The organism is Microvirga sp. BF8 (assembly GCF_059888585.1).
The window spans coordinates 1,151,862-1,169,583 of record NZ_CM187619.1; the positions used below are offsets into that span (position 1 = coordinate 1,151,862).

General features: G+C 64.1%; 19 protein-coding genes. 11 read left to right on the forward strand and 8 right to left on the reverse strand.

Annotated elements, in window-relative coordinates; translation table 11 throughout:
• Positions 1-8: 8 nt before the first annotated feature.
• The 4 genes from AC522E_RS05455 to AC522E_RS05470 form a co-directional block, all read right to left on the reverse strand.
• Entirely contained in the window at positions 9-929 is a 921-nt protein-coding gene (locus tag AC522E_RS05455) for an ABC transporter permease subunit (protein ID WP_500749368.1), read from the reverse strand.
• 70 nt (positions 930-999) lie between these two features.
• Positions 1,000-2,583 carry a peptide ABC transporter substrate-binding protein gene (locus AC522E_RS05460; RefSeq protein WP_500749369.1) on the reverse strand — a complete coding sequence of 528 codons (1,584 nt, stop codon included), beginning with the start codon at positions 2,581-2,583 and terminating at the stop codon, positions 1,000-1,002.
• Between the two features lie 158 nt (positions 2,584-2,741).
• Positions 2,742-3,176 (reverse strand): GlcG/HbpS family heme-binding protein, encoded by a 435-nt coding sequence (locus AC522E_RS05465; RefSeq protein WP_500749370.1) that lies wholly within the window; start codon positions 3,174-3,176, stop codon positions 2,742-2,744.
• 93 nt (positions 3,177-3,269) lie between these two features.
• Positions 3,270-4,496 carry a urate hydroxylase PuuD gene (locus tag AC522E_RS05470; RefSeq protein ID WP_500749371.1) on the reverse strand — a complete coding sequence of 409 codons (1,227 nt, stop codon included), beginning with the start codon at positions 4,494-4,496 and terminating at the stop codon, positions 3,270-3,272.
• A 217-nt stretch (positions 4,497-4,713) separates the two neighbouring features.
• Here AC522E_RS05470 and uraH point away from each other — a divergent pair, with 217 nt between their 5' ends.
• The 6 genes from uraH (at position 4,714) to AC522E_RS05500 (ending at position 9,133) form a co-directional block, all read left to right on the forward strand.
• Positions 4,714-5,067, forward strand: coding sequence for a hydroxyisourate hydrolase (uraH, locus tag AC522E_RS05475; RefSeq protein ID WP_500749372.1), 354 nt, complete (start codon positions 4,714-4,716; stop codon positions 5,065-5,067).
• Positions 5,068-5,069: 2 nt separating this feature from the next.
• Positions 5,070-6,512, forward strand: coding sequence for an allantoinase PuuE (gene puuE / locus AC522E_RS05480; protein ID WP_500749373.1), 1,443 nt, complete (start codon positions 5,070-5,072; stop codon positions 6,510-6,512).
• Between the two features lie 78 nt (positions 6,513-6,590).
• Complete coding sequence (gene lysM / locus AC522E_RS05485; RefSeq protein ID WP_500749374.1) at positions 6,591-7,037, forward strand: peptidoglycan-binding protein LysM; 447 nt, start codon at positions 6,591-6,593, stop codon at positions 7,035-7,037.
• A 69-nt stretch (positions 7,038-7,106) separates the two neighbouring features.
• Positions 7,107-7,424: a rhodanese-like domain-containing protein gene (locus AC522E_RS05490; RefSeq protein WP_500749375.1), complete on the forward strand. Its 318-nt coding sequence runs from the start codon at positions 7,107-7,109 to the stop codon at positions 7,422-7,424.
• A gap of 136 nt (positions 7,425-7,560) precedes the next feature.
• On the forward strand, positions 7,561-7,995 hold the full coding sequence (locus AC522E_RS05495; RefSeq protein ID WP_500749376.1) for a c-type cytochrome: 435 nt from the start codon (positions 7,561-7,563) through the stop codon (positions 7,993-7,995).
• Positions 7,996-8,185: 190 nt separating this feature from the next.
• Positions 8,186-9,133 (forward strand): c-type cytochrome, encoded by a 948-nt coding sequence (locus AC522E_RS05500; RefSeq protein WP_500749377.1) that lies wholly within the window; start codon positions 8,186-8,188, stop codon positions 9,131-9,133.
• Positions 9,134-9,170: 37 nt separating this feature from the next.
• On the opposite strand, the gene AC522E_RS05505 is transcribed toward AC522E_RS05500, so the two are convergent.
• Together AC522E_RS05505 and AC522E_RS05510 are read right to left on the reverse strand one after the other, a co-directional pair.
• Positions 9,171-9,788, reverse strand: coding sequence for a helix-turn-helix domain-containing protein (locus AC522E_RS05505; protein ID WP_500749378.1), 618 nt, complete (start codon positions 9,786-9,788; stop codon positions 9,171-9,173).
• Positions 9,789-9,924: 136 nt separating this feature from the next.
• Entirely contained in the window at positions 9,925-10,857 is a 933-nt protein-coding gene (locus tag AC522E_RS05510) for a DMT family transporter (RefSeq protein ID WP_500749379.1), read from the reverse strand.
• A 211-nt stretch (positions 10,858-11,068) separates the two neighbouring features.
• On the opposite strand from AC522E_RS05510, the gene AC522E_RS05515 reads away from it, so the two are divergent.
• Both AC522E_RS05515 and AC522E_RS05520 read left to right on the forward strand, forming a co-directional pair.
• Positions 11,069-11,875: a UDP-2,3-diacylglucosamine diphosphatase gene (locus AC522E_RS05515; RefSeq protein WP_500749380.1), complete on the forward strand. Its 807-nt coding sequence runs from the start codon at positions 11,069-11,071 to the stop codon at positions 11,873-11,875.
• Positions 11,875-12,927 (forward strand): glycosyltransferase family 4 protein, encoded by a 1,053-nt coding sequence (locus AC522E_RS05520; RefSeq protein WP_500750597.1) that lies wholly within the window; start codon positions 11,875-11,877, stop codon positions 12,925-12,927. The genes AC522E_RS05515 and AC522E_RS05520 overlap by 1 nt, the downstream gene beginning before the upstream one ends.
• Here AC522E_RS05520 and AC522E_RS05525 read toward each other — a convergent pair.
• Positions 12,894-13,391 carry a hypothetical protein gene (locus AC522E_RS05525; RefSeq protein ID WP_500749381.1) on the reverse strand — a complete coding sequence of 166 codons (498 nt, stop codon included), beginning with the start codon at positions 13,389-13,391 and terminating at the stop codon, positions 12,894-12,896. The two genes, AC522E_RS05520 and AC522E_RS05525, sit on opposite strands and share 34 nt — an antisense overlap.
• 159 nt (positions 13,392-13,550) lie before the next feature.
• Here AC522E_RS05525 and AC522E_RS05530 point away from each other — a divergent pair, with 159 nt between their 5' ends.
• On the forward strand, positions 13,551-14,729 hold the full coding sequence (locus tag AC522E_RS05530; protein ID WP_500749382.1) for an MFS transporter: 1,179 nt from the start codon (positions 13,551-13,553) through the stop codon (positions 14,727-14,729).
• Here the strand turns inward: AC522E_RS05530 and dgcA are convergent.
• Positions 14,699-15,682, reverse strand: a complete 984-nt coding sequence (gene dgcA / locus AC522E_RS05535; protein WP_500749383.1) for an N-acetyl-D-Glu racemase DgcA — start codon at positions 15,680-15,682, stop codon at positions 14,699-14,701. The two genes, AC522E_RS05530 and dgcA, sit on opposite strands and share 31 nt — an antisense overlap.
• Before the next feature lie 79 nt (positions 15,683-15,761).
• Between dgcA and AC522E_RS05540 the strand changes: the two genes are divergently transcribed.
• Positions 15,762-16,913 carry an ABC transporter permease gene (locus tag AC522E_RS05540; RefSeq protein ID WP_500749384.1) on the forward strand — a complete coding sequence of 384 codons (1,152 nt, stop codon included), beginning with the start codon at positions 15,762-15,764 and terminating at the stop codon, positions 16,911-16,913.
• A 3-nt stretch (positions 16,914-16,916) separates the two neighbouring features.
• Positions 16,917-17,717 carry an ABC transporter ATP-binding protein gene (locus AC522E_RS05545; protein WP_500749385.1) on the forward strand — a complete coding sequence of 267 codons (801 nt, stop codon included), beginning with the start codon at positions 16,917-16,919 and terminating at the stop codon, positions 17,715-17,717.
• Positions 17,718-17,722 lie beyond the last annotated feature (5 nt).

Genomic DNA, 17,722 nt, shown 5'->3' on the forward strand with positions numbered 1-17,722 from the left:
GACAGCCCTCAATCGAAGCGGATGCGTGGATCGACGACAGCGTAGAGGATGTCGACCACGAGGTTGAAGATGAGAACGAACACAGCCACGACGACGACCGTGCCCATGACGAGGGTGTAGTCGCGGTTGAGGGCGCCCTCGACGAAGTAGCGTCCGATCCCGGGCAGGCCGAAAATCGTCTCGACGACGACCGAGCCCGTCAGGAGGGCCGCGGCGGCCGGGCCGAGATACGAGATCACCGGCAGCGATGCCCCGCGCAGGGCATGCTTCACGATCGTATGCCAGGGCAGGCCAAGGGAGCGCAGGGTCCGAATATGGTTCGACCGCAGGTTTTCGATCATCGCGGCGCGGGTCATGCGGGCCACGACCGCGATCTGCGGCAGCGCGAGGACGATGACCGGCATGACAAGATTGCGCGGCGAGCCGTTGGCCCAGCCCGCAATGGGCAGCCACGCAAGGGTCAGGCCCAGGACGATCTGCAGCACGGGCGCCACGACAAAGTTCGGAATCGTCAGTCCCATGGCGCCGAGCCCGGTGACGATGTAGTCGGCGAGGCTGTTCTGGCGCAGGGCCGCGACTGTGCCGAGGGTGCCGCCGACGAGGACCGCCAGGGTAATAGCGAGGGCACCGAGGGTCATCGAGATCGGCAGGCCACGGGCGAAGAGCTCACCGACGGTAAAGTCGCGCAGGATGAACGATGGGCCGAAATCGCCGTGCAGGACGGCGGAAAGATAGAGCCAATACTGCTGAATCAGCGGCTTATCGAGCTGATAGATGCGATTGAGGTTCTCCATCACCTTCGCCTCGAGGGGGCGTTCCAGGTCGAACGGGCCGCCGGGCGCCAGCCGGATCAGGAAGAACGAGATCGTCACGATGACCAACAAGGTCGGAATGGCCGTCAGAAAGCGGCGCAAAATAAAGGAGAGCAAGATGCTTTCTCCCGCTGGGTACCTGAAAAGAGAAGGGGCGGCCCTCATTGGACCGCCCCCTTCGCCTTAACTATTGGTCCTTGGACAAGAAACGCGACGGATAGACGCCCCGCGTGTTCTGAACGAAACCATGAATTTTCGGCGAGATCAGGTTGCTCTTGCCGTAATACATGATCGGGATCCAGGGCATGTCCTTCATGAGGATTCCCTCGGCCTTCTTGAAGATCTCCGCGCGCTTCTTGAGATCCAGCTCGCCGGCGGCCTGATCCAGGAGCTTGTCGAACTCCGGGTTGTTGTACTTGCCGTAGTTGAAGCCCTTGTTGTCGCTCTTGAGCAGGAACAGGAAGTTGTTGGGATCCGAGTAGTCGGCGATCCAGCCATAGCGGGCGAGGTCGAAATCGCCGCCATCACGCAGATAGGCGAAGTGTGTCTTGCCGTCCGTGTTGATGAAGGAGGTCTCGATGCCGGCCGGCTTGAACTGCTCGGCGATGGCCACAACCGTGTTGCGGTTGTTGTCCGTTGTATTGTACCGGATCTCGACCTTCAGCGGCTTGCCAGGGCCGAAGCCCGCTTCCTTGAGAAGGGCCTTGGCCTTTTCCTCGCGGTCGATCGGCGACATGTCCTTGTAGTCCATGTAGGCCGGTTCCCCGTAATTGCCGACGCCCGGAGGCATGAACGAATAGCCCGGCTGCATCGTCTGGCCCCAGATCTGCTCGGCCACGAATTCGCGGTCGACCATCATGGAGAGAGCCTGACGCACGCGCACGTCGTTGAAGGGCGCCTTAGAGCTGTTCACGACCAGGAACCACGTGCCGAGGTAGGGTCCGAGCCGGACCTGATCCTTGAAGCGCTCCTTGAGGGATTTCATCTGGTCGGCAGGCACGTCGTCGGTGGTATCGAGCTCGCCCGCCTCGTAGCGACGCACCATGGCGGCGAAATCCGGCGTTGGATAGTACATCACCGTGTCGATCTTGACGTTCTTGGCGTCGTAGTAGTTCTCGTTCTTGACGAGCTTGATGTGCGAATTCGGAACGAACTCGGCGAGCTTGTAGGCGCCGTTCGTCACCATGTTGCCCGGCTTCACGAAGTCCTTGCCGAACTTCTCCACCGATGCCTGATGGACGGGAAGGCTCGTCTGGTGGGTCAGAAGCTCGATGAAATAAGGAGTCGGCTGCTCCAGCTTGATCTCGAGGGTCTTGTCGTCGATCGCCTTGACGCCGAGCTCTTCGACCTTCGCCTGGCCCTTGTTGACCTTCTCGGCGTTCAGGATCGGGTAGAGGATATTGGCGTATTTCGCGCCCGTTTCCGGATTCATGATCCGGCGGTAGGAGAATACGAAGTCCGAGGCCTTCACGGAGTCTCCGTTCGACCACTTGATGCCGTCGCGCAGCGTGAACCGGTAGGTCTTGCCGTCGTCGCCGACCTCCCACTTCACGGCCTGGCCGGGAATGGCCTTGCCTTCGGCGCTGTAGGTCACCAGACCTTCCAGCATGTCGCGCAGGATGTGGGATTCCTGAACCGTGGAGGTCTTGTGCGTATCGAGGGTTTCCGGCTCGCCGGAATTGGCGCGGTTGTAAACGACCTCGGCCGAGGCCGGCCCGAGGAGGGCGACGGTGGCGACGGCAGCGAGCGCCGCTTGTTTGATCCAGGACATAGATGCGTTCCCTTCTGGTGTTTCCAGAGTTTTTGAATGCTTCGGTCACGATCATTTAGGACAGTGACCTTGACTCATTTGTTATTCAATCCACCGTTTCTGTCCAGTGGGCATCGGAGAGCCGGACTGGACAGGGGTCTGCGGGCAGGACCCCGCCCTCAGGCCCCGGCGTCGAACGTCAGTCCCGCCGCCTCGATCCCGACCGCGGCGGCGATTTCGTCATTGTCGGAGGTATCTCCGGACACCCCGACCGCTCCCAGAATCTGCCCGCGACCGTCCTTGATCAAGACCCCGCCCGGCACGGGGACGAGTTGGCCACCGACCGCGTGGCTCGCCGCGGCCACGAAGTAGGGGCGGTCGGTCGCCATCTTGTGCAGGGCGCGGGATCCCATCCCCATCGCCAGGGCGCCATAGGCCTTGCCCATGGCGATCTCGGCGCGCTTGAGGCTGGTGCCGTCCTCGGAGGCGAGTGCCTTCAAGGCTCCGCGGTCATCATAAACGACGATGGAGAGAGGCTTGAAGGATCGGTCCCGGGCGGCCTTGAGGGCGGCGGAGATGATGGCTTGAGCTGTGTCGAGGGTGAGGTCGGTCACGTTCGCGCCCTTTCTGAAACGGTTATAGAACTGTATTGCCACGGGGCTAGGCCCGGCCTGCCCGGTTGCTCAGGAAACTGCGGTGGGAAAGCCTCAGCGAAGGACGGCATCCTTCCGGGCGAGCCAGGTTGCCACTGCCTTGCGTTCATCCAGGGTCATTTCGGTGATGTTGTTCGGCGGCATGGCGTGGGTCAGAACGGCCTGGACGCGGACCAGCTCAGCGTGGCGGGCGATGCTTTCCGGAGTATCGAGATGGATTCCCTTCGGCGCGATGGGGATGCCCTCCCAGACCGGCTCCGCCGCATGGCACATGGAGCATCGCGACTGGATCACGGGAACCGCCTCGTCGAAGGCGGCGGCGACGGCGGCCGGCGTCACGCCGGGCTGGACGTCCGCCATGTTCGCATTGCCGGGCTTGCCGATGATCGACAGCCAGATGGCCAGCGCGATCGCCGCAGCGGCCACGCCCCACGTCCACCAGGGCGAGCCCTTGCCCGCGTGCTGGGAATTGAAGAAGTGCCGCACGATCGCGCCAGCGACGAGGATGCACGCCACGATCCCGACCGCATATTTCGAGGACCATGCCAGCGGGTAGTGGTTCGACAGCATCAGGAACAGTACCGGCAGGGTGAGGTAATTGTTGTGCGTGGAACGCTGCTTGGCCTGTTTGCCGAGAGAGGGATCGGGCGAACGGCCGGCGAGCAGGTCCGCCACCACCTTCTTCTGGTTGGGAATGATGACGACGAAGACGCTCGCCGACATCCAGGTGGCGATCATCGCGCCTGTATGAAGAAACGCGGCGCGTCCGCTGAACAAATGCGTGAAAACGAAGGCTGCGGCGAGGATATAGGCGAACAGCACGCAGCCGAGGGCGACGTCGTTCTTCCCCAGCGGCGAACGACACAGGCCCTCATAGACGATCCAGCTTACCGCGATACCGCCGATGCCGACGAGAGGCACCTGCCAAGGCGCCAGCGCCTCTACCGCCGGATCAACCGTATAGAGGTCGGCATGGAGATAATAGACCCAGACGATCAGGAAGAAGCCCGTGATCCACGTGGAATAGCTCTCCCATTTGAACCAGGCGAGTTTCTTCGGCATTTCCGGCGGCGCGACGAGATACTTGCGCATGTTGTAGAAGCCGCCGCCATGGACCTGCCACGCTTCGCCGCCGACGCCCTGCGGCAGACCCTCGCGCTTCTTCAGGCTGAGGTCGAGATGGATGAAGTAGAAGGACGAGCCGATCCAGGCGATGGCCGTGATGACGTGGACCCAGCGCAGGAGCTGGCTGATCCATTCGGAGATCTGCGGGTCGATCATGCGGCCCCTTAACAAACAAACGGGAACGCAGCCTAGGGCGGCAGCATCCGATGCGATAGGCCCGTCCTTCCGGTTTTTCAACAGGAACCGCTGTCCGGAAAGCCCGGTCGCGCGGGCCGGCGTGCGATGGCCGCTTGACGTTGCGACCCGCTGTCCGACAATCCGTCGTTCCCACCCCAAGCCGTCGCGGCGGCTTCCCGAGTGATGTGAGGGTCCGATGGGTCGCCTGTCCACCCACGTTCTGGATACCGCCAACGGTCGCCCGGCGCAGGGTATCGCCGTCGAACTCTTCGCCCTGGACGGCGAGGGGCGCCGATCCGTCGTGCGGACGCGTACCAATGCGGACGGCCGCACGGACGCGCCGCTTCTGGCGGCCGAGACGTTCCGGACAGGGACCTATGAGCTCGTCTTCCATGTCGGCGCCTATTTCCGCGCCGTGGCAACCGCGACCGCGGACCCGCCGTTTCTGGACGTCGTCCCGATCCGCTTCGCCATCGCAGAGCCGGACGGGCACTATCACGTACCGCTCCTCGTATCGCCCTGGAGCTATTCCACCTATCGAGGCAGCTGATTATGGCCGAGACGTCCTATCCCCGCGACCTCGTCGGCTACGGCCGCAACCCGCCGCTTCCCCGCTGGCCGGACGGCGCGCGCATCGCCGTCCAGTTCGTCGTCAACTACGAGGAAGGCGGCGAAAACAGCATTCTCCACGGCGACCGGGCGTCCGAGGCCTTCCTGTCGGAGATCGTCGGCGCCGCGCCTTGGCCGGGACAGCGGCACATGAGCATGGAGTCCATCTATGAATATGGCTCCCGAGCCGGCTTCTGGCGTCTCTGGCGCCTGTTCACCGATCGGGAAATGCCGGTCACCGTCTATGGCGTCGCGACCGCGCTCATGCGCAATCCCGATGCGGTCGCCGCCATGAAGGAGGCGGATTGGGAGATCGCGAGCCACGGATTGAAGTGGATCGACTACAAGGATTTCTCCTCCGACGAGGAGCGGGCGCATCTGCGCGAGGCCATCCGAATCCATACGGAGGTCACGGGAAGCCGGCCCCTGGGATGGTATACCGGCCGCACCTCGGAGCACACCAATCGCCTCGTGGCTGAGGAGGGCGGCTTCCTCTACAGTGCCGATTCCTATGCCGACGACCTGCCTTACTGGGAGGAGGGCGCGAAGGGCCCCCTCCTGATCGTTCCCTATACCCTCGACGCCAACGACATGCGTTTCGCCACGCCACAGGGCTTCAATGCGGGGGATCAGTTCTTCGCCTATCTGAAGGACAGTTTCGACATGCTCTATGCGGAGGGCGAGAGCACCCCCAAGATGATGTCGATCGGCCTCCATTGCCGGCTTGCGGGGCGTCCGGGCCGCGCCGCGGCCCTGGCGCGCTTCCTCGACTACGTCGCTTCCCACGACGACGTCTGGATCGCGCGGCGCATCGAAATCGCACGGCACTGGATCCGGCACCATCGACCGGTCGGGCTCAAGCCGAGCACCATGAGCAAGGGCGTCTTCGTGGAGCTTTTCGGTGACGTGTTCGAGCATTCGCCATGGATTGCCGAGCGCGCCTACGACGAGAACTTCACCGCGGCCCAGGATACGGCGGAGGGGCTGCACGCGGCCATGGTGCATGTCCTCTCGCAGGCAACGCACGAGCAGAAACTCGCGCTCATCCGGGCTCATCCCGATCTGGCGGGCCGCCTGAAACTCGCCGATCTCACCTCCGATTCCCGCAGCGAGCAATCGTCCGCTGGCCTCGACAGCCTGAGCGAGGAGGAGCGTGACCAGTTTCTCGCCCTCAACGAGGCCTACCGGCAGAGGTTCGGGTTTCCTTTCATCATGGCGGTGAAGGGCCGCTCGAAGGACGAGATCCTGGCGGCCTTCGAAGAGCGCCTGCAGCACGACGCGGATCACGAGTTCGATACGGCCGTCGTCGAGATCGAGCTGATCGCGCTTCTGCGCCTCAAGGATCGCCTTCCGTCCCTTGCCGATGTGTTCTCGGCGCTGGCCTAAGCGGAACCGTAAGCGGCAAATCGGCGTCTTTTCCTGGGAGCGGCACGTTTCGTGCCGGCCAGCGGAGGAGAAATGGCCATGGGTTTGTTCAAATTCATCAAGGATGCGGGAGCGAAGCTGTTCGGCGGAAGCGCGGAGGCCGCCACTCCGGATAAGCTGAAGCAGGAGGTTCAGAGCCACGGCTTCGACGCCAACAAGCTAGGCATCGACGTGCAGGGCGACAAGGTGAAGCTCTCGGGGCAGGCGGTCAGCCAGGAGGAGGCGGAGAGGATCATTCTCTCCCTCGGCAACACCTTTGGGGTCGCCGAAGTCGACACCTCGGACCTCAAGGTGGACCAGCCGGCGAAGCAGTCGGTCATGTACACGGTCCAGAAGGGCGACACTCTCTGGGCCATTGCCGAGAAGCACTACGGCAAGGGGAAGGGGGCGAAATACACCGAGATCGTGAAGGCGAATTCGCCTCCGGTGAAGAACCCGGACATGATCCAGCCGGGCTGGGTGCTGCGCATTCCCGAGCTTCCGTGACGACGGTCCGGATTGCCTGCCTCCGTGCCGTGCCGGTATGATCCGGGAGATGCACGGAGGCACTTGTTCATGAACGGCCCGACACCGGTTGTCGATCTTCATCGCGACGATATCAAGAGGGGGCTGAGCGACGGCTCGATCCTGCTCGTGGATGTGCGCGAGCCCCAGGAATTCGCCGCGGGCCACATCCCGGGTGCGGTTTCCCATCCGCTCTCGACCTTCGATCCTTCCGCCCTTCCGACGGACAAGAGGATCGTCTTCTCCTGCGCGGCGGGCGTTCGCTCGCTCAGGGCGCTCGAGTTCGCACAGGCGGCGGGCCGCGATTTTCGCGAGCATTACAAGGGCGGCTTCAAGGATTGGATCAATGCGGGCGAGCCGGTGGAGTAGATCGCGCCGTGCATTTCCTCACAGAGTTGTGTTTTCCCGCCTGATTGCCCGACCTGTCGAAAGCATGCGCTAATGCCGCAGGGCCGGTGGTGAATCAGAAGAACCGGCTGTTGGGCTCAAGAGGGGAAACCATATTATGAAGCGTAGTGTTATCGCTGCCGGTATTCTGGCGCTTGGGGTGACGGCGGCGCTTGCGCAGGCCGATGTCATCGCGCAACGCCAGAAGCTGATGAAGGATAACGGCGAACAGTCGAAGGTGATCGGTGCCATGCTCAAGGGCCAGGCGCCGTTCGATCTCGCCCAGGTTCAGACCGCCCTCAAGACATACTCCCGGAGCGCCAAGGGAGAGCCCGATCTCTTCCCGGCCAATTCGAAGGACGGCAACACCAAGGCCCTGCCGGTCGTCTGGGAGAAGAAGGCCGATTTCAACGCGCTCTTCGCCAAGTTCGATCAGGATGCCCAGGCCGCCCTCACAGCCATCAAGGACGAGGCCAGCTTCAAGGCGGAGATGCCGAAGGTGCTTCAGAATTGCGGCACCTGCCACAAGACCTTCCGCCAGCCGGTCGGCTAGCGCCTCGTGCGGAGCCGGAGATCCGCGTCGGTGACCAGAAGGGCCGCGCCGCTAAAATGAGGATCCGGCTTTCTGCGCCAAGCGATGCGCCACTCAAGGCAATAGGCATCGGACCGGGCCCTGAACAGCGGTTGAGCACTCGGCGCGGGCAGCCTCCAGGGCTGCCCGTTCTATCGGAAGGTTGAGTGGAATGCGCAGAGCTTTCGTCGTGCTGCTCGGGCTGATCGTGCTCGGGGTCGTCGTGTTCATGGCCCTGACCTCTCCGACCGCATGGCAGGTGGTCCATGGCGAGACCGGGGCTATCCAGATGGCCTCCGCAACGCCCATGCGCAGTCCTGACCCGGAAAAGGGCCGCATCGTTTTCCTGGCAGGAGGATGCTCCTCCTGCCATGCGACGCCGGGCCAGGACGACAAGACGCGGCTGGGCGGCGGCTACGCCCTGAAATCTCCGTTCGGGACGTTCCACGTCCCCAACATCTCGCCCCACAAACAGGATGGCATCGGTGCCTGGAGCCAGGAGGATTTCGTGCGCGCCGTGCGTGAGGGCCTCTCACCGGACAGCCAGCACTACTATCCGTCATTTCCCTATACGTCCTACCAGCGCATGACGCTTCCCGATCTCAGGGATCTGTTCGCCTACCTGATGACGCTTCCCGCGGTCGAGGGCCGGGCGCCGCCCCATGAGTTGCCGTTCCCGTTCAACATCCGTCGCGGGGTGGGACTCTGGAAGCTGGCATTCCTCGATGGGCGAGGCTTCATGTCGGATCCTGACCGGCCGGCGACCTGGAACCGGGGCGCGTACCTGGTCGAAGGCCCGGGGCATTGCGCCGAATGCCATAGCGAGCGCAACTTTGCCGGCGCCATCATCCCGGAGCGGCGCTTCGCCGGCGGGCCCAATCCGGAGGGGCGGGGCATCGCTCCCAACATCACGCCGAGCCCGAGCGGCATCGGAGGCTGGTCGGTCGAAGAGGTGACGACGCTTCTTACGACAGGGGAAACCCCGACCTTCGACACCGTCACCGGGCCGATGGGATCGGTCGTGCGCAACACCGCCCAGTTGCCGGAGGCCGATCGACGGGCCATCGCGGAGTACATCCTCTCGCTGCCGCCGAAGGTGGGGTACAAGAAGCCCAAATGAGCCAGGCGGGTCGCCGCCCCGACCAAGCGTCTCCAGGTCAGTCCATCACTGCCGCCTTGAGGATGCAGACCATGGTCGCGTGACCCGGCGTGTCGCCGACGGCGCGAACCGTGTGGCGGCGGTCGCAGCGATAGCGCAGGGTCTCGCCGGCCTTGGCGCGCTGGATCACGTCGCCGACCTCGACCTCGAATTCGCCGTCGAGGACGGACAGGCACTCGATGGAGCCGCGCTGGTGACCGTCCGAGTCCAGTACGCCACCCGGCTCGGCCTGGACGTCGTACCATTGCAGCCATTCGATCGTCTTGAGCCAGCCGATAATCGCGAGCCGCACCTTGCCGTCTTCCGAGACCAGGATGGGTGTGTCGGCGCGCGTGGACTTTTCGATGAAAGGCTCCTCGTCGCTGCTGGCGAGCACCCGCTCGATGGAGACATCGAGGGCCTGGCTCAGGCGCCAGATGGTCGCCAGTGTCGGGTTCGTTTCATTGCGCTCGATCTGGCTGATGATCGATTTCGCCACTCCGGACTGCTCGGCCAGTTCGGAGAGCGAAAGATTGTAGGCCTTGCGCAGGCGCTGGATCGTCTTGCCCAGATGGCCCGAAATGACCTGCGCGCCGGATTCCAGCTCCCGGTGACGCTCCTTGCCTTCGACGCCCATTTGCCTCGCCTCTGTTCTGAAAGACCGAACGTTCGTTCCTCAAAACGGTTTTGGGGTAACAGACGGGGCGGGTCAAGCGCGTGCGGGTCAAAGCCCTGTTTTCCCTGCTCACGGCCAAGGTCTCGGGCCGTCGGGTTCAGCCCCCGGGCCGCTGGGCCGCGGTCTCGAGTTCCTTGGCCCGTTCGAGGCCGAGCTGGCGCTCCCGCCAGACGATGAAGAGCCCGGTTGCGGCGACGATGGCGGCACCGATCATGACGGCGGCGGTGGGAAGATCCCCGAAGACGAACCATCCGAGCAGGATCGCCCAGATCATCGTGGTGTATTCGAACGGCGCCAGGATCGAGGTGTCCGCATAGCGGTAGCTCTGGGTGAGGAGGATCTGGCCGATGCCCCCGAGCGTGCCCACGAGGACGAAGAACAGGAGGTCCGACAGGGGAGGGATCGTCCATCCCAGCGGGATGGTCAGGAGGGAAAGCCCCGAGGCGAGGACGAAGAAGTAGAAGACGATGGCGCCTGTCCGTTCCGTCATGGTCAGGCGCCGAACCTGGATCGTAGCGCCGGCGGAGCAGAAAGCGCCGACCAGGGCAAACAGGGCGCCGATGCTCGGCCCCCCATTCAGGCCGCCCGCAAACGGATTGAGCTTGAGAAAGGGCGACAGCATGATCAGCACGCCGATGAACCCGATCCCGACGGCGGTCCAGCGGTAGGTGCGCACCTTTTCCTTGAGGAGGATCGCCGCCAGGATCACCACCATCAGAGGTGATGCGTATCCGATGGCGATGGTGTCGTGCAGGGGCAGATATGCGAGGGCCGCGAAACCGAGATACATGCCCGACGTGCCGATGAGTCCGCGCAGGAAGTGGCCGGGGACGTTGTCGGTCCTGATCGCGTTGATCAGGTCGCCCTGCCAGGCCAGCCAGGTGAGGAGAGGAATCATCGCGAAGATCGAACGGAAGAACACGATCTCGCCGACGGGGTAGGAAGCCGTCAGCGTCTTCAATCCGGCGGACATGAGCGTGAAGACGAGGGCGGAGAGGACTTTGAGGGAAATCCCCAGAAGAGGTTTCACGGGAGGAGAATTTTCACAGGTTCGAGTCGCGCGCGGGATGAATGGACAGCCAAGCACGGGCGGTGGATTCCGTGAACCCCTCTTTTGCTGAAAGCCCCTGCGCCGCGCGCATGGTTCCTGGCTCCGCTGTCACAAATTTGCAAGCGGAGCGTCACGGAGGTGAGACGCGAATCCGTTCATCTGCGGGCGATATTCCAGGAAAGGGTGCTGCATGGCCCAGGACCTTGGTCTCGTTCGCGTGCGGACGCTGTTCTTGTCGGACCTTCACCTCGGCACGAAGGGCTGCCAAGCGAACCAACTGCTCAGCTTCCTGAGGACATACGACGCAGACACGATTTATCTTGTCGGCGACATCCTCGATGGCTGGCGCTTGAAGTCCGGCTGGTATTGGCCGCAGGCCCATAACGACGTGGTCCAGAAGCTCCTGCGCAAGGTGCGCAAGGGCACACGCCTGATCTATATCCCGGGCAATCACGATGAGTTTCTGCGCGATTATCTCGGGGTGCATCTCGGAGGTATCGAGCTCGCTGATTCCGCGATGCATGAAACGGCCGACGGCAAGCGCTACCTCGTCATCCACGGCGACCAGTTCGATCTCGTGGTGCGCCATGCCCGCTGGCTCGCGCTCCTCGGAGACGGGGCCTATACCTGCGCCCTCACCGTCAATACCTACCTCAACATCGTGCGTCGCAGGCTCGGGCTGACCTATTGGTCGCTGTCCTCCTGGGCGAAGCTGAAGGTCAAGAATGCGGTGAACTACATCAGCCGGTTCGAGCAGCTCCTTGCCGCGGAGGCGCGGCGGCACGAGGCGGACGGCATCATCTGCGGCCATATCCACCACGCCGCCATGCAGGATCTCGACGGCGTACGCTATGTGAATACCGGCGACTGGGTCGAATCCTGCACGGCCATCGTCGAGCACTACGACGGTACCCTGCAGATGATCCGCTGGGCCGAGATGCAGAGTCAGGGCCTCCCGCAGCCGGCCGGCGCGTCGCTCCGCGTCAGAGCCGCATGATGCGCCTCCTGATTGCCACCGATGCCTGGCGGCCCCAGATCAACGGGGTCGTGCGCTCCCTCGAGCATATGGCCGCCGAGGCATCGGCTCACGGAGCCGAGGTGACGTTCCTGACACCCGAGCACTTCCGCTCCTTTCCCATGCCGACCTATCCGGAGATCCGCCTTTCGCTGGCGTGGCGGCACACGGTCGCCATGGTCATGGCGCGGACGAGGCCGACCCATGTCCACATCGCCACCGAAGGGCCCATCGGCCTCGCCGTGCGGAGTCTTTGCCGGCGGGAGGGCAAGGCCTTTACCACGAGCTACCACACGCGGTTTCCGGAATACGTTTCCGCCCGCTTTCCCATCCCTCAGGCCTCGGTCTACGGGGTGCTGCGCAGGTTCCATAACGGCGGGAGGGCTGTGATGGTCAGCACGCCCTCCCTCGAGCACGAGCTGAAGGCGCGGGGCTTCCTGAACGTCATGCGCTGGACGCGGGGCGTCGATACGGAGCTCTTCAGGCCGAGGGACCGGCGGATCCTCGATGTCCCACCACCGGTGTTCCTGTTCGTCGGCCGCATCGCCGTCGAAAAGAACATAGCGGCCTTCCTGTCCCTCGACCTTCCGGGCACCAAAGTCGTGGTCGGCGATGGGCCCTCCCGGGCGGAGCTGGAGCGGGTCTATCCCGAGACCGTCTTCCTGGGTCCTCTCACGGGAGAGCCTCTGGCCCGGGTCTATGCCTCGGCGGATGTGTTCGTCTTTCCCAGTCTCACCGACACTTTCGGCATTGTCCTGCTGGAGGCGCTCGCCTCGGGGCTTCCCATCGCGGCCTATCCGGTGACCGGGCCCCTCGACGTGGTGGGCATGTCCGGATGCGGGGTTCTGAGCGAAGACCTGCGGGAGGCGGCCCTCGCCGCCCTCGACATCCCAAGGGACTGCTGCCGGGCTTATGGTGCGACCTTCACCTGGCAGGAAAGCGCACGCCAGTTCTTCTCGAATATTGAAGCGGCCTGCGGCGAACCTGAGCCGGCGAACGCTCAGTTCAAGGTCAGCGAGATGGGTTCCGCCTGAGCAAGACCAGCCTGCGGGCCGGGATAGGGTACGCCGCTCCCGGAGGCGGGCTCGGGCTCGCAAAGGCCCATCATGGCCTGGATTCGCTCCTCCAGATAGCGCAAGGTCTCGAGAATGCGTGCGATGCGGCGGTCGGCCTCGTCGCGCGCCGCATCGTTTCCGATGGCGGATCGTGCGGACTCTTCCGCGCGAGCCGGGGCGAGTTCGGCCTTGGTCTCCTCGATGGCTCCCGCCATATCGAGGAGGCTCGTCCGGATCTGGTCCATGGTCCGGGCGGTGTTTTCGTCAGCGATCTTCTTTTCCAAACCGGCCACGGCGGCCAGGACCGCCTCCGTGTCGGCATTGCGGTTCCGGCGCGCATATTCGCGCAGGAACCAGCGGCCCCGCGTCGTTTCCATGACGGCGGCCTCGATGGTATCGTAATCCCCGGGACTGAGCGTGACGAGCGTCTCTTCATCGGTCATGGTGGGTTTCATCGCTGCCTGGGTCTCCTGATTCCCGACCGGACAAGTGTTTCGAATGCTGGAGACAGCTCAAGGCCTTCCCTAACGTTATCAACGACCTTACGCCGTGACCTCGTCCTTTTTCGCCGCATCCGGCCGCAGCAGCAGGCCTTTCCGCTGATGTCTCCTTCGAGGGCCAGCTCCGTCCGCCTCTCGGCGCTGCATGCCGCGAGCTTCTTCAGCCACGGCTTCTACCTGCCGTTCTTTCCGATCTGGCTGAAGAGCAAGGCGCTCGACCCGACGCTCATCGGCGTCGTCGTCGCCATTCCCATCATCGTGAGAATTCTGGCCACGGCGCCCCTGCTCAGTCTTGCCGATCGTGCCTTCGGTCCGCGGCGCCTGCTCCTCGCGAGCCATGCGGGGCAGATGATCGGCTTTCCGCTGCTGATGTTCGCGCAGGACAGCATCACCATCGTCGCCCTGGTGGCCCTCGTCGCCATCGCCCAGGCGGCGGTGATCCCCGGCAATGATCTGGTGACGACCGCGGCGGTGCAGCGCGACCCGCATCTGCACTATGGCCGGATCCGGGGCTGGGGCTCGATCTCCTTCTTCGTCGCCAATATCGTCGCCGGCTACCTCGTCGGCGGTTTCGGTGCGGGCATCGTCCTGGTCGCCCTGACCCTGATCCCTCTGCTCGGCGTCACGGCGACCCTGGCCGCCGTCCCGCGGCATCCGCCGGATGGTGTGGCGAGGGCCGGCGGCAGCGCGCTCCAGCCCAAGGGCCTGCCGACCGCGCTCTGGGTCGTGCTGATCGCCGCCGCCATGACACAGGGGACCCACGGGGCCCTCAACGCCTTCGCAAGCATCTACTGGCAATCCCAGGGCTTCGCGGATTCGGTCATCGGCTATTTCTGGGCCTCGGGAGTCATTGCCGAGATCATGGTGTTCATGTTCCTCGGCAACGTGGTCGGCCGCAGTTCCGGCCTCGGCCTTATCCTGCTTGGCTCATCGGCCGCCGTGTTCCGGTTCACCATGATGTCCCTGCATCCCGGGGCGGCACTCACCATAGGGCTCCAGACCCTCCACAGCCTGACCTTCGGCGCTTCGCATATCGGCGCCATGGCGGCTCTGACAGCTCTGTCCCCGCCTCATGCCAGAGGACGGGCGCAGGGGATCTATGGCTCGCTCGCAGCCCTCTTCACGGCGGCCTCCACCATCGTCAGCGGTATGATCTACAAGGAAGCCGGGGCAGCCGTCTTCGTCGCCATGGCGCCCCTCGGCGCCGTCGGCTTCCTCCTGACCCTGGTTGCGGCGGGGATGCTGAAAGCTCAGCCCCAGAGGGCAGGCTCCGGCGGATAGACGATGCTGCCCTCATAGGTGAGGCCGGGCTCACGGTCCCTCGCCAGCAGCAACGGCCCGTCGAGATCGACGAAACGGGCCCGTGGCGCGAGCACCATGGCGGGCGCCATGGCCAGCGAGGTCCCGACCATGCAGCCGATCATGAGCGAAAAGCCGCGCTCCTGAGCCGCGTCCGCGAGCGCCAGGGCCTCGGTCAGGCCGCCGGTCTTGTCGAGCTTGATGTTCACCGCGTCATACAGGCCCACGAGCCGGTCGAGGCTCGCCCGGTCGTGAACGCTCTCATCGGCGCAGATGGCGACAGGGCGGGCGATTGTCGCGAGATAAGAATCGGCCTTGGCGGGCAGGGGCTGCTCCACCAGGGCGAAGCCCGCCTCGGCACAGGCCGCGAAATGCTCGGCGAGGTTGTCCTCCGTCCAGCCTTCATTGGCGTCGGCAATCAGGGTTGCATCGGGAGCCGCCTTGCGGACTGCGGCGATCCGTTCGAGATCGCCGCCCTGTCCGCCGAATTTCACCTTCAGGATCGGCCTGTCCGCCGCTTTCGCCGCCGCTTCCGCCATCGCTGCGGGGGTGTCGAGGCTGATGGTGTAGGCAGTCGTCGCCGGCGGCCACCGGTTCACTCCGGCGGTCACGTGGGCACGGATGCCGGACCGCTTGGCGTCCAGGTCCCAGAGGGCGCAATCGAGGGCATTGCGCGCTGCTCCCGGCGGCATGGCGGCCTGAAGGGCCTCCCGGGTCAGCCCGGCCTCGACCTGCGGGCAAAGCGCCTCGATGGCGGCCGCCACGCCCTCGACCGTTTCCCCATAGCGGGCATAGGGGACGCATTCCCCATGGCCCGTTGCGCCGTTGTCCCGGATCGTCGCGGTGACGACGACGGCCTCCGTGCGCGATCCCCGGGCTATCGTGAACTTTCCAGCGATGGGAAACCTGTCGATCGTGACGGACAACTGACGCATTCTGGTCCTCTTCCTGTAACTTCGGCTCGACTTGTGCCTTAGCGACACGCTATCACCAAGCGGAATCAATGCCGGAAGGATGATCGTGGCGCAGAGCATCTTGGCTCAAGAGCCGCAAGTCGAGATCGACGAAGCCGGGGACAAGGTGACGGCAAAGCTTGCCGGGCACTGGGTCGCCATGAATTCCGCGTCCGTGGAATCGCTCGCGCACGAGATCATGGCTGCCGCCGACCATCACCGCATGATCATCGATCTCGGCAGGGTCGAGCGCCTCGACACCCTCGGCGCATGGGTGCTCGACCGCACCCGGCACGAGCTCGGCGAGCGGGGTCTCTCGGCGGATTTCGCCAATGCCTCCCCCGAGCAGCAGATCCTTCTGGACGAGGTCGCCTACCGCGGCTTCCAGGAGAAGAAGGTCGTCAAGCGCTCGAAAGTCATGGACTTCCTGGTCGACGTGGGCAAGACGGTCCACGGCGCCGGGCGCGATCTGGTGGACGGCGTGGCGTTCCTGGGCGAACTCGTTGCCGCCCTCATCCGGGTGATCGCCCGTCCAAGGCGCTTTCGCGGCACGGCCATCGTCAACCAGATGGAGCAGATCGCCTATCGCGGCGTGCCCATCATCGTCCTGATCTCGTTTCTGGTCGGCTGCATCATCGCGCAGCAGGGAATCTTCCAGCTTCAGCGCTTCGGCGCGACTCCCTTCGTCGTCGATCTGACCGGCATCCTGGTCCTGCGCGAATTGGGGGTTCTGCTCACTTCGATCATGGTGGCCGGCCGCTCCGGCTCGGCCTTCACGGCGGAAATCGGCTCCATGAAGATGCGCGAGGAAATCGATGCGCTTCGGGTCATGGGCCTCGATCCGATGGAAGTTCTGATCATCCCGCGCATTCTGGCCCTGATCATCGGATTGCCGCTCCTCACCTTCCTCGCCAACATGGCAGCTCTTGCCGGCGGCGGCATCACGGCGTGGCTCTACGGCGACATCAGCCCCGACGTCTTTCTGTCCCGCCTGAAGGCGGCTGTCGCGATGAACACGTTTCTCGTCGGTCTCATCAAGGCGCCGTTCATGGCCCTCGTGATCGGCATCATCGCCACCCTCGAGGGCTTGGCCGTGGCGGGTTCCGCCGAATCGCTCGGTCGGCATGTGACGTCCTCGGTGGTGAAGGCGATTTTCATGGTCATCGTGCTCGACGGCCTCTTTGCCATGTTCTTTGCGGCGATTAAGTACTGACCGATGCTCGACAGAAGCCGCCCCGCCTCGACAGAAAACCGTGAAGCGGTCATCCGCGTGCGCGGCATCGAGGTCGGATTCGGCGAGAAAACCATCCTCAAGGACCTGGATCTCGACGTTTACCGCGGCGAGATCCTCGGCTTCGTCGGCGCCTCGGGCGGAGGCAAGTCGGTCCTGACCCGGGCGATCCTCGGCCTCGTTCCCAAGCGGGCCGGCACGATCGAAGTGCTCGGGCAGAATCTCGACGAGCTCTCCCCCTCGGAACGGCGGCTCCTGGAGCGGCGCTGGGGTGTGCTGTTCCAGCAGGGCGCCCTGTTCTCCGCGCTGACGGTGAAGCAGAACGTCCAGGTGCCGATGCGGGAATACCTGGACCTGTCGGACCGGCTCCTCGACGAACTGGCCATGCTCAAGATCGAGATGGTCGGCCTCAACCCCGATGCGGCGGACAAACTGCCATCCGAGCTGTCCGGAGGCATGATCAAGCGCGCGTCCCTCGCCCGCGCCCTGGCTCTCGACCCGGACATCGTCTTCCTCGACGAGCCGACCTCCGGCCTCGACCCCATCGGCGCAGGAGAATTCGACGAGCTGATTGCGACCCTGCAGCGGACTTTGGGGCTTACCGTATTCATGGTAACCCATGACTTGGACAGCCTTTACACGGTGTGCGATCGAATCGCTGCCCTTGGTGAGGGCAAGATACTGGCGGAAGGGCCTATCGAAACGATGCTTGCATCGGATCACCCTTGGCTCCGCGCCTATTTTCATGGGAAACGAGCTCGCGCGGTCATGGCCGGCGACACCTAGGGTTT

Bases quoted from the DNA above. Each gene is read 5' to 3' on its own strand.
- AC522E_RS05460 (WP_500749369.1), bottom strand. From the start codon at position 2,583: ATGTCCTGGATCAAACAAGCGGCGCTCGCTGCCGTCGCCACCGTCGCC.
- AC522E_RS05470 (WP_500749371.1), bottom strand. From the start codon at position 4,496: ATGATCGACCCGCAGATCTCCGAATGGATCAGCCAGCTCCTGCGCTGG.
- uraH (WP_500749372.1), top strand. From the start codon at position 4,714: ATGGGTCGCCTGTCCACCCACGTTCTGGATACCGCCAACGGTCGCCCG.
- puuE (WP_500749373.1), top strand. From the start codon at position 5,070: ATGGCCGAGACGTCCTATCCCCGCGACCTCGTCGGCTACGGCCGCAAC.
- lysM (WP_500749374.1), top strand. From the start codon at position 6,591: ATGGGTTTGTTCAAATTCATCAAGGATGCGGGAGCGAAGCTGTTCGGC.
- AC522E_RS05490 (WP_500749375.1), top strand. From the start codon at position 7,107: ATGAACGGCCCGACACCGGTTGTCGATCTTCATCGCGACGATATCAAG.
- AC522E_RS05495 (WP_500749376.1), top strand. From the start codon at position 7,561: ATGAAGCGTAGTGTTATCGCTGCCGGTATTCTGGCGCTTGGGGTGACG.
- AC522E_RS05500 (WP_500749377.1), top strand. From the start codon at position 8,186: ATGCGCAGAGCTTTCGTCGTGCTGCTCGGGCTGATCGTGCTCGGGGTC.
- AC522E_RS05505 (WP_500749378.1), bottom strand. From the start codon at position 9,788: ATGGGCGTCGAAGGCAAGGAGCGTCACCGGGAGCTGGAATCCGGCGCG.
- AC522E_RS05515 (WP_500749380.1), top strand. From the start codon at position 11,069: ATGGCCCAGGACCTTGGTCTCGTTCGCGTGCGGACGCTGTTCTTGTCG.
- AC522E_RS05520 (WP_500750597.1), top strand. From the start codon at position 11,875: ATGCGCCTCCTGATTGCCACCGATGCCTGGCGGCCCCAGATCAACGGG.
- AC522E_RS05525 (WP_500749381.1), bottom strand. From the start codon at position 13,391: ATGACCGATGAAGAGACGCTCGTCACGCTCAGTCCCGGGGATTACGAT.
- AC522E_RS05530 (WP_500749382.1), top strand. From the start codon at position 13,551: ATGTCTCCTTCGAGGGCCAGCTCCGTCCGCCTCTCGGCGCTGCATGCC.
- dgcA (WP_500749383.1), bottom strand. From the start codon at position 15,682: ATGCGTCAGTTGTCCGTCACGATCGACAGGTTTCCCATCGCTGGAAAG.
- AC522E_RS05540 (WP_500749384.1), top strand. From the start codon at position 15,762: ATGATCGTGGCGCAGAGCATCTTGGCTCAAGAGCCGCAAGTCGAGATC.
- AC522E_RS05545 (WP_500749385.1), top strand. From the start codon at position 16,917: ATGCTCGACAGAAGCCGCCCCGCCTCGACAGAAAACCGTGAAGCGGTC.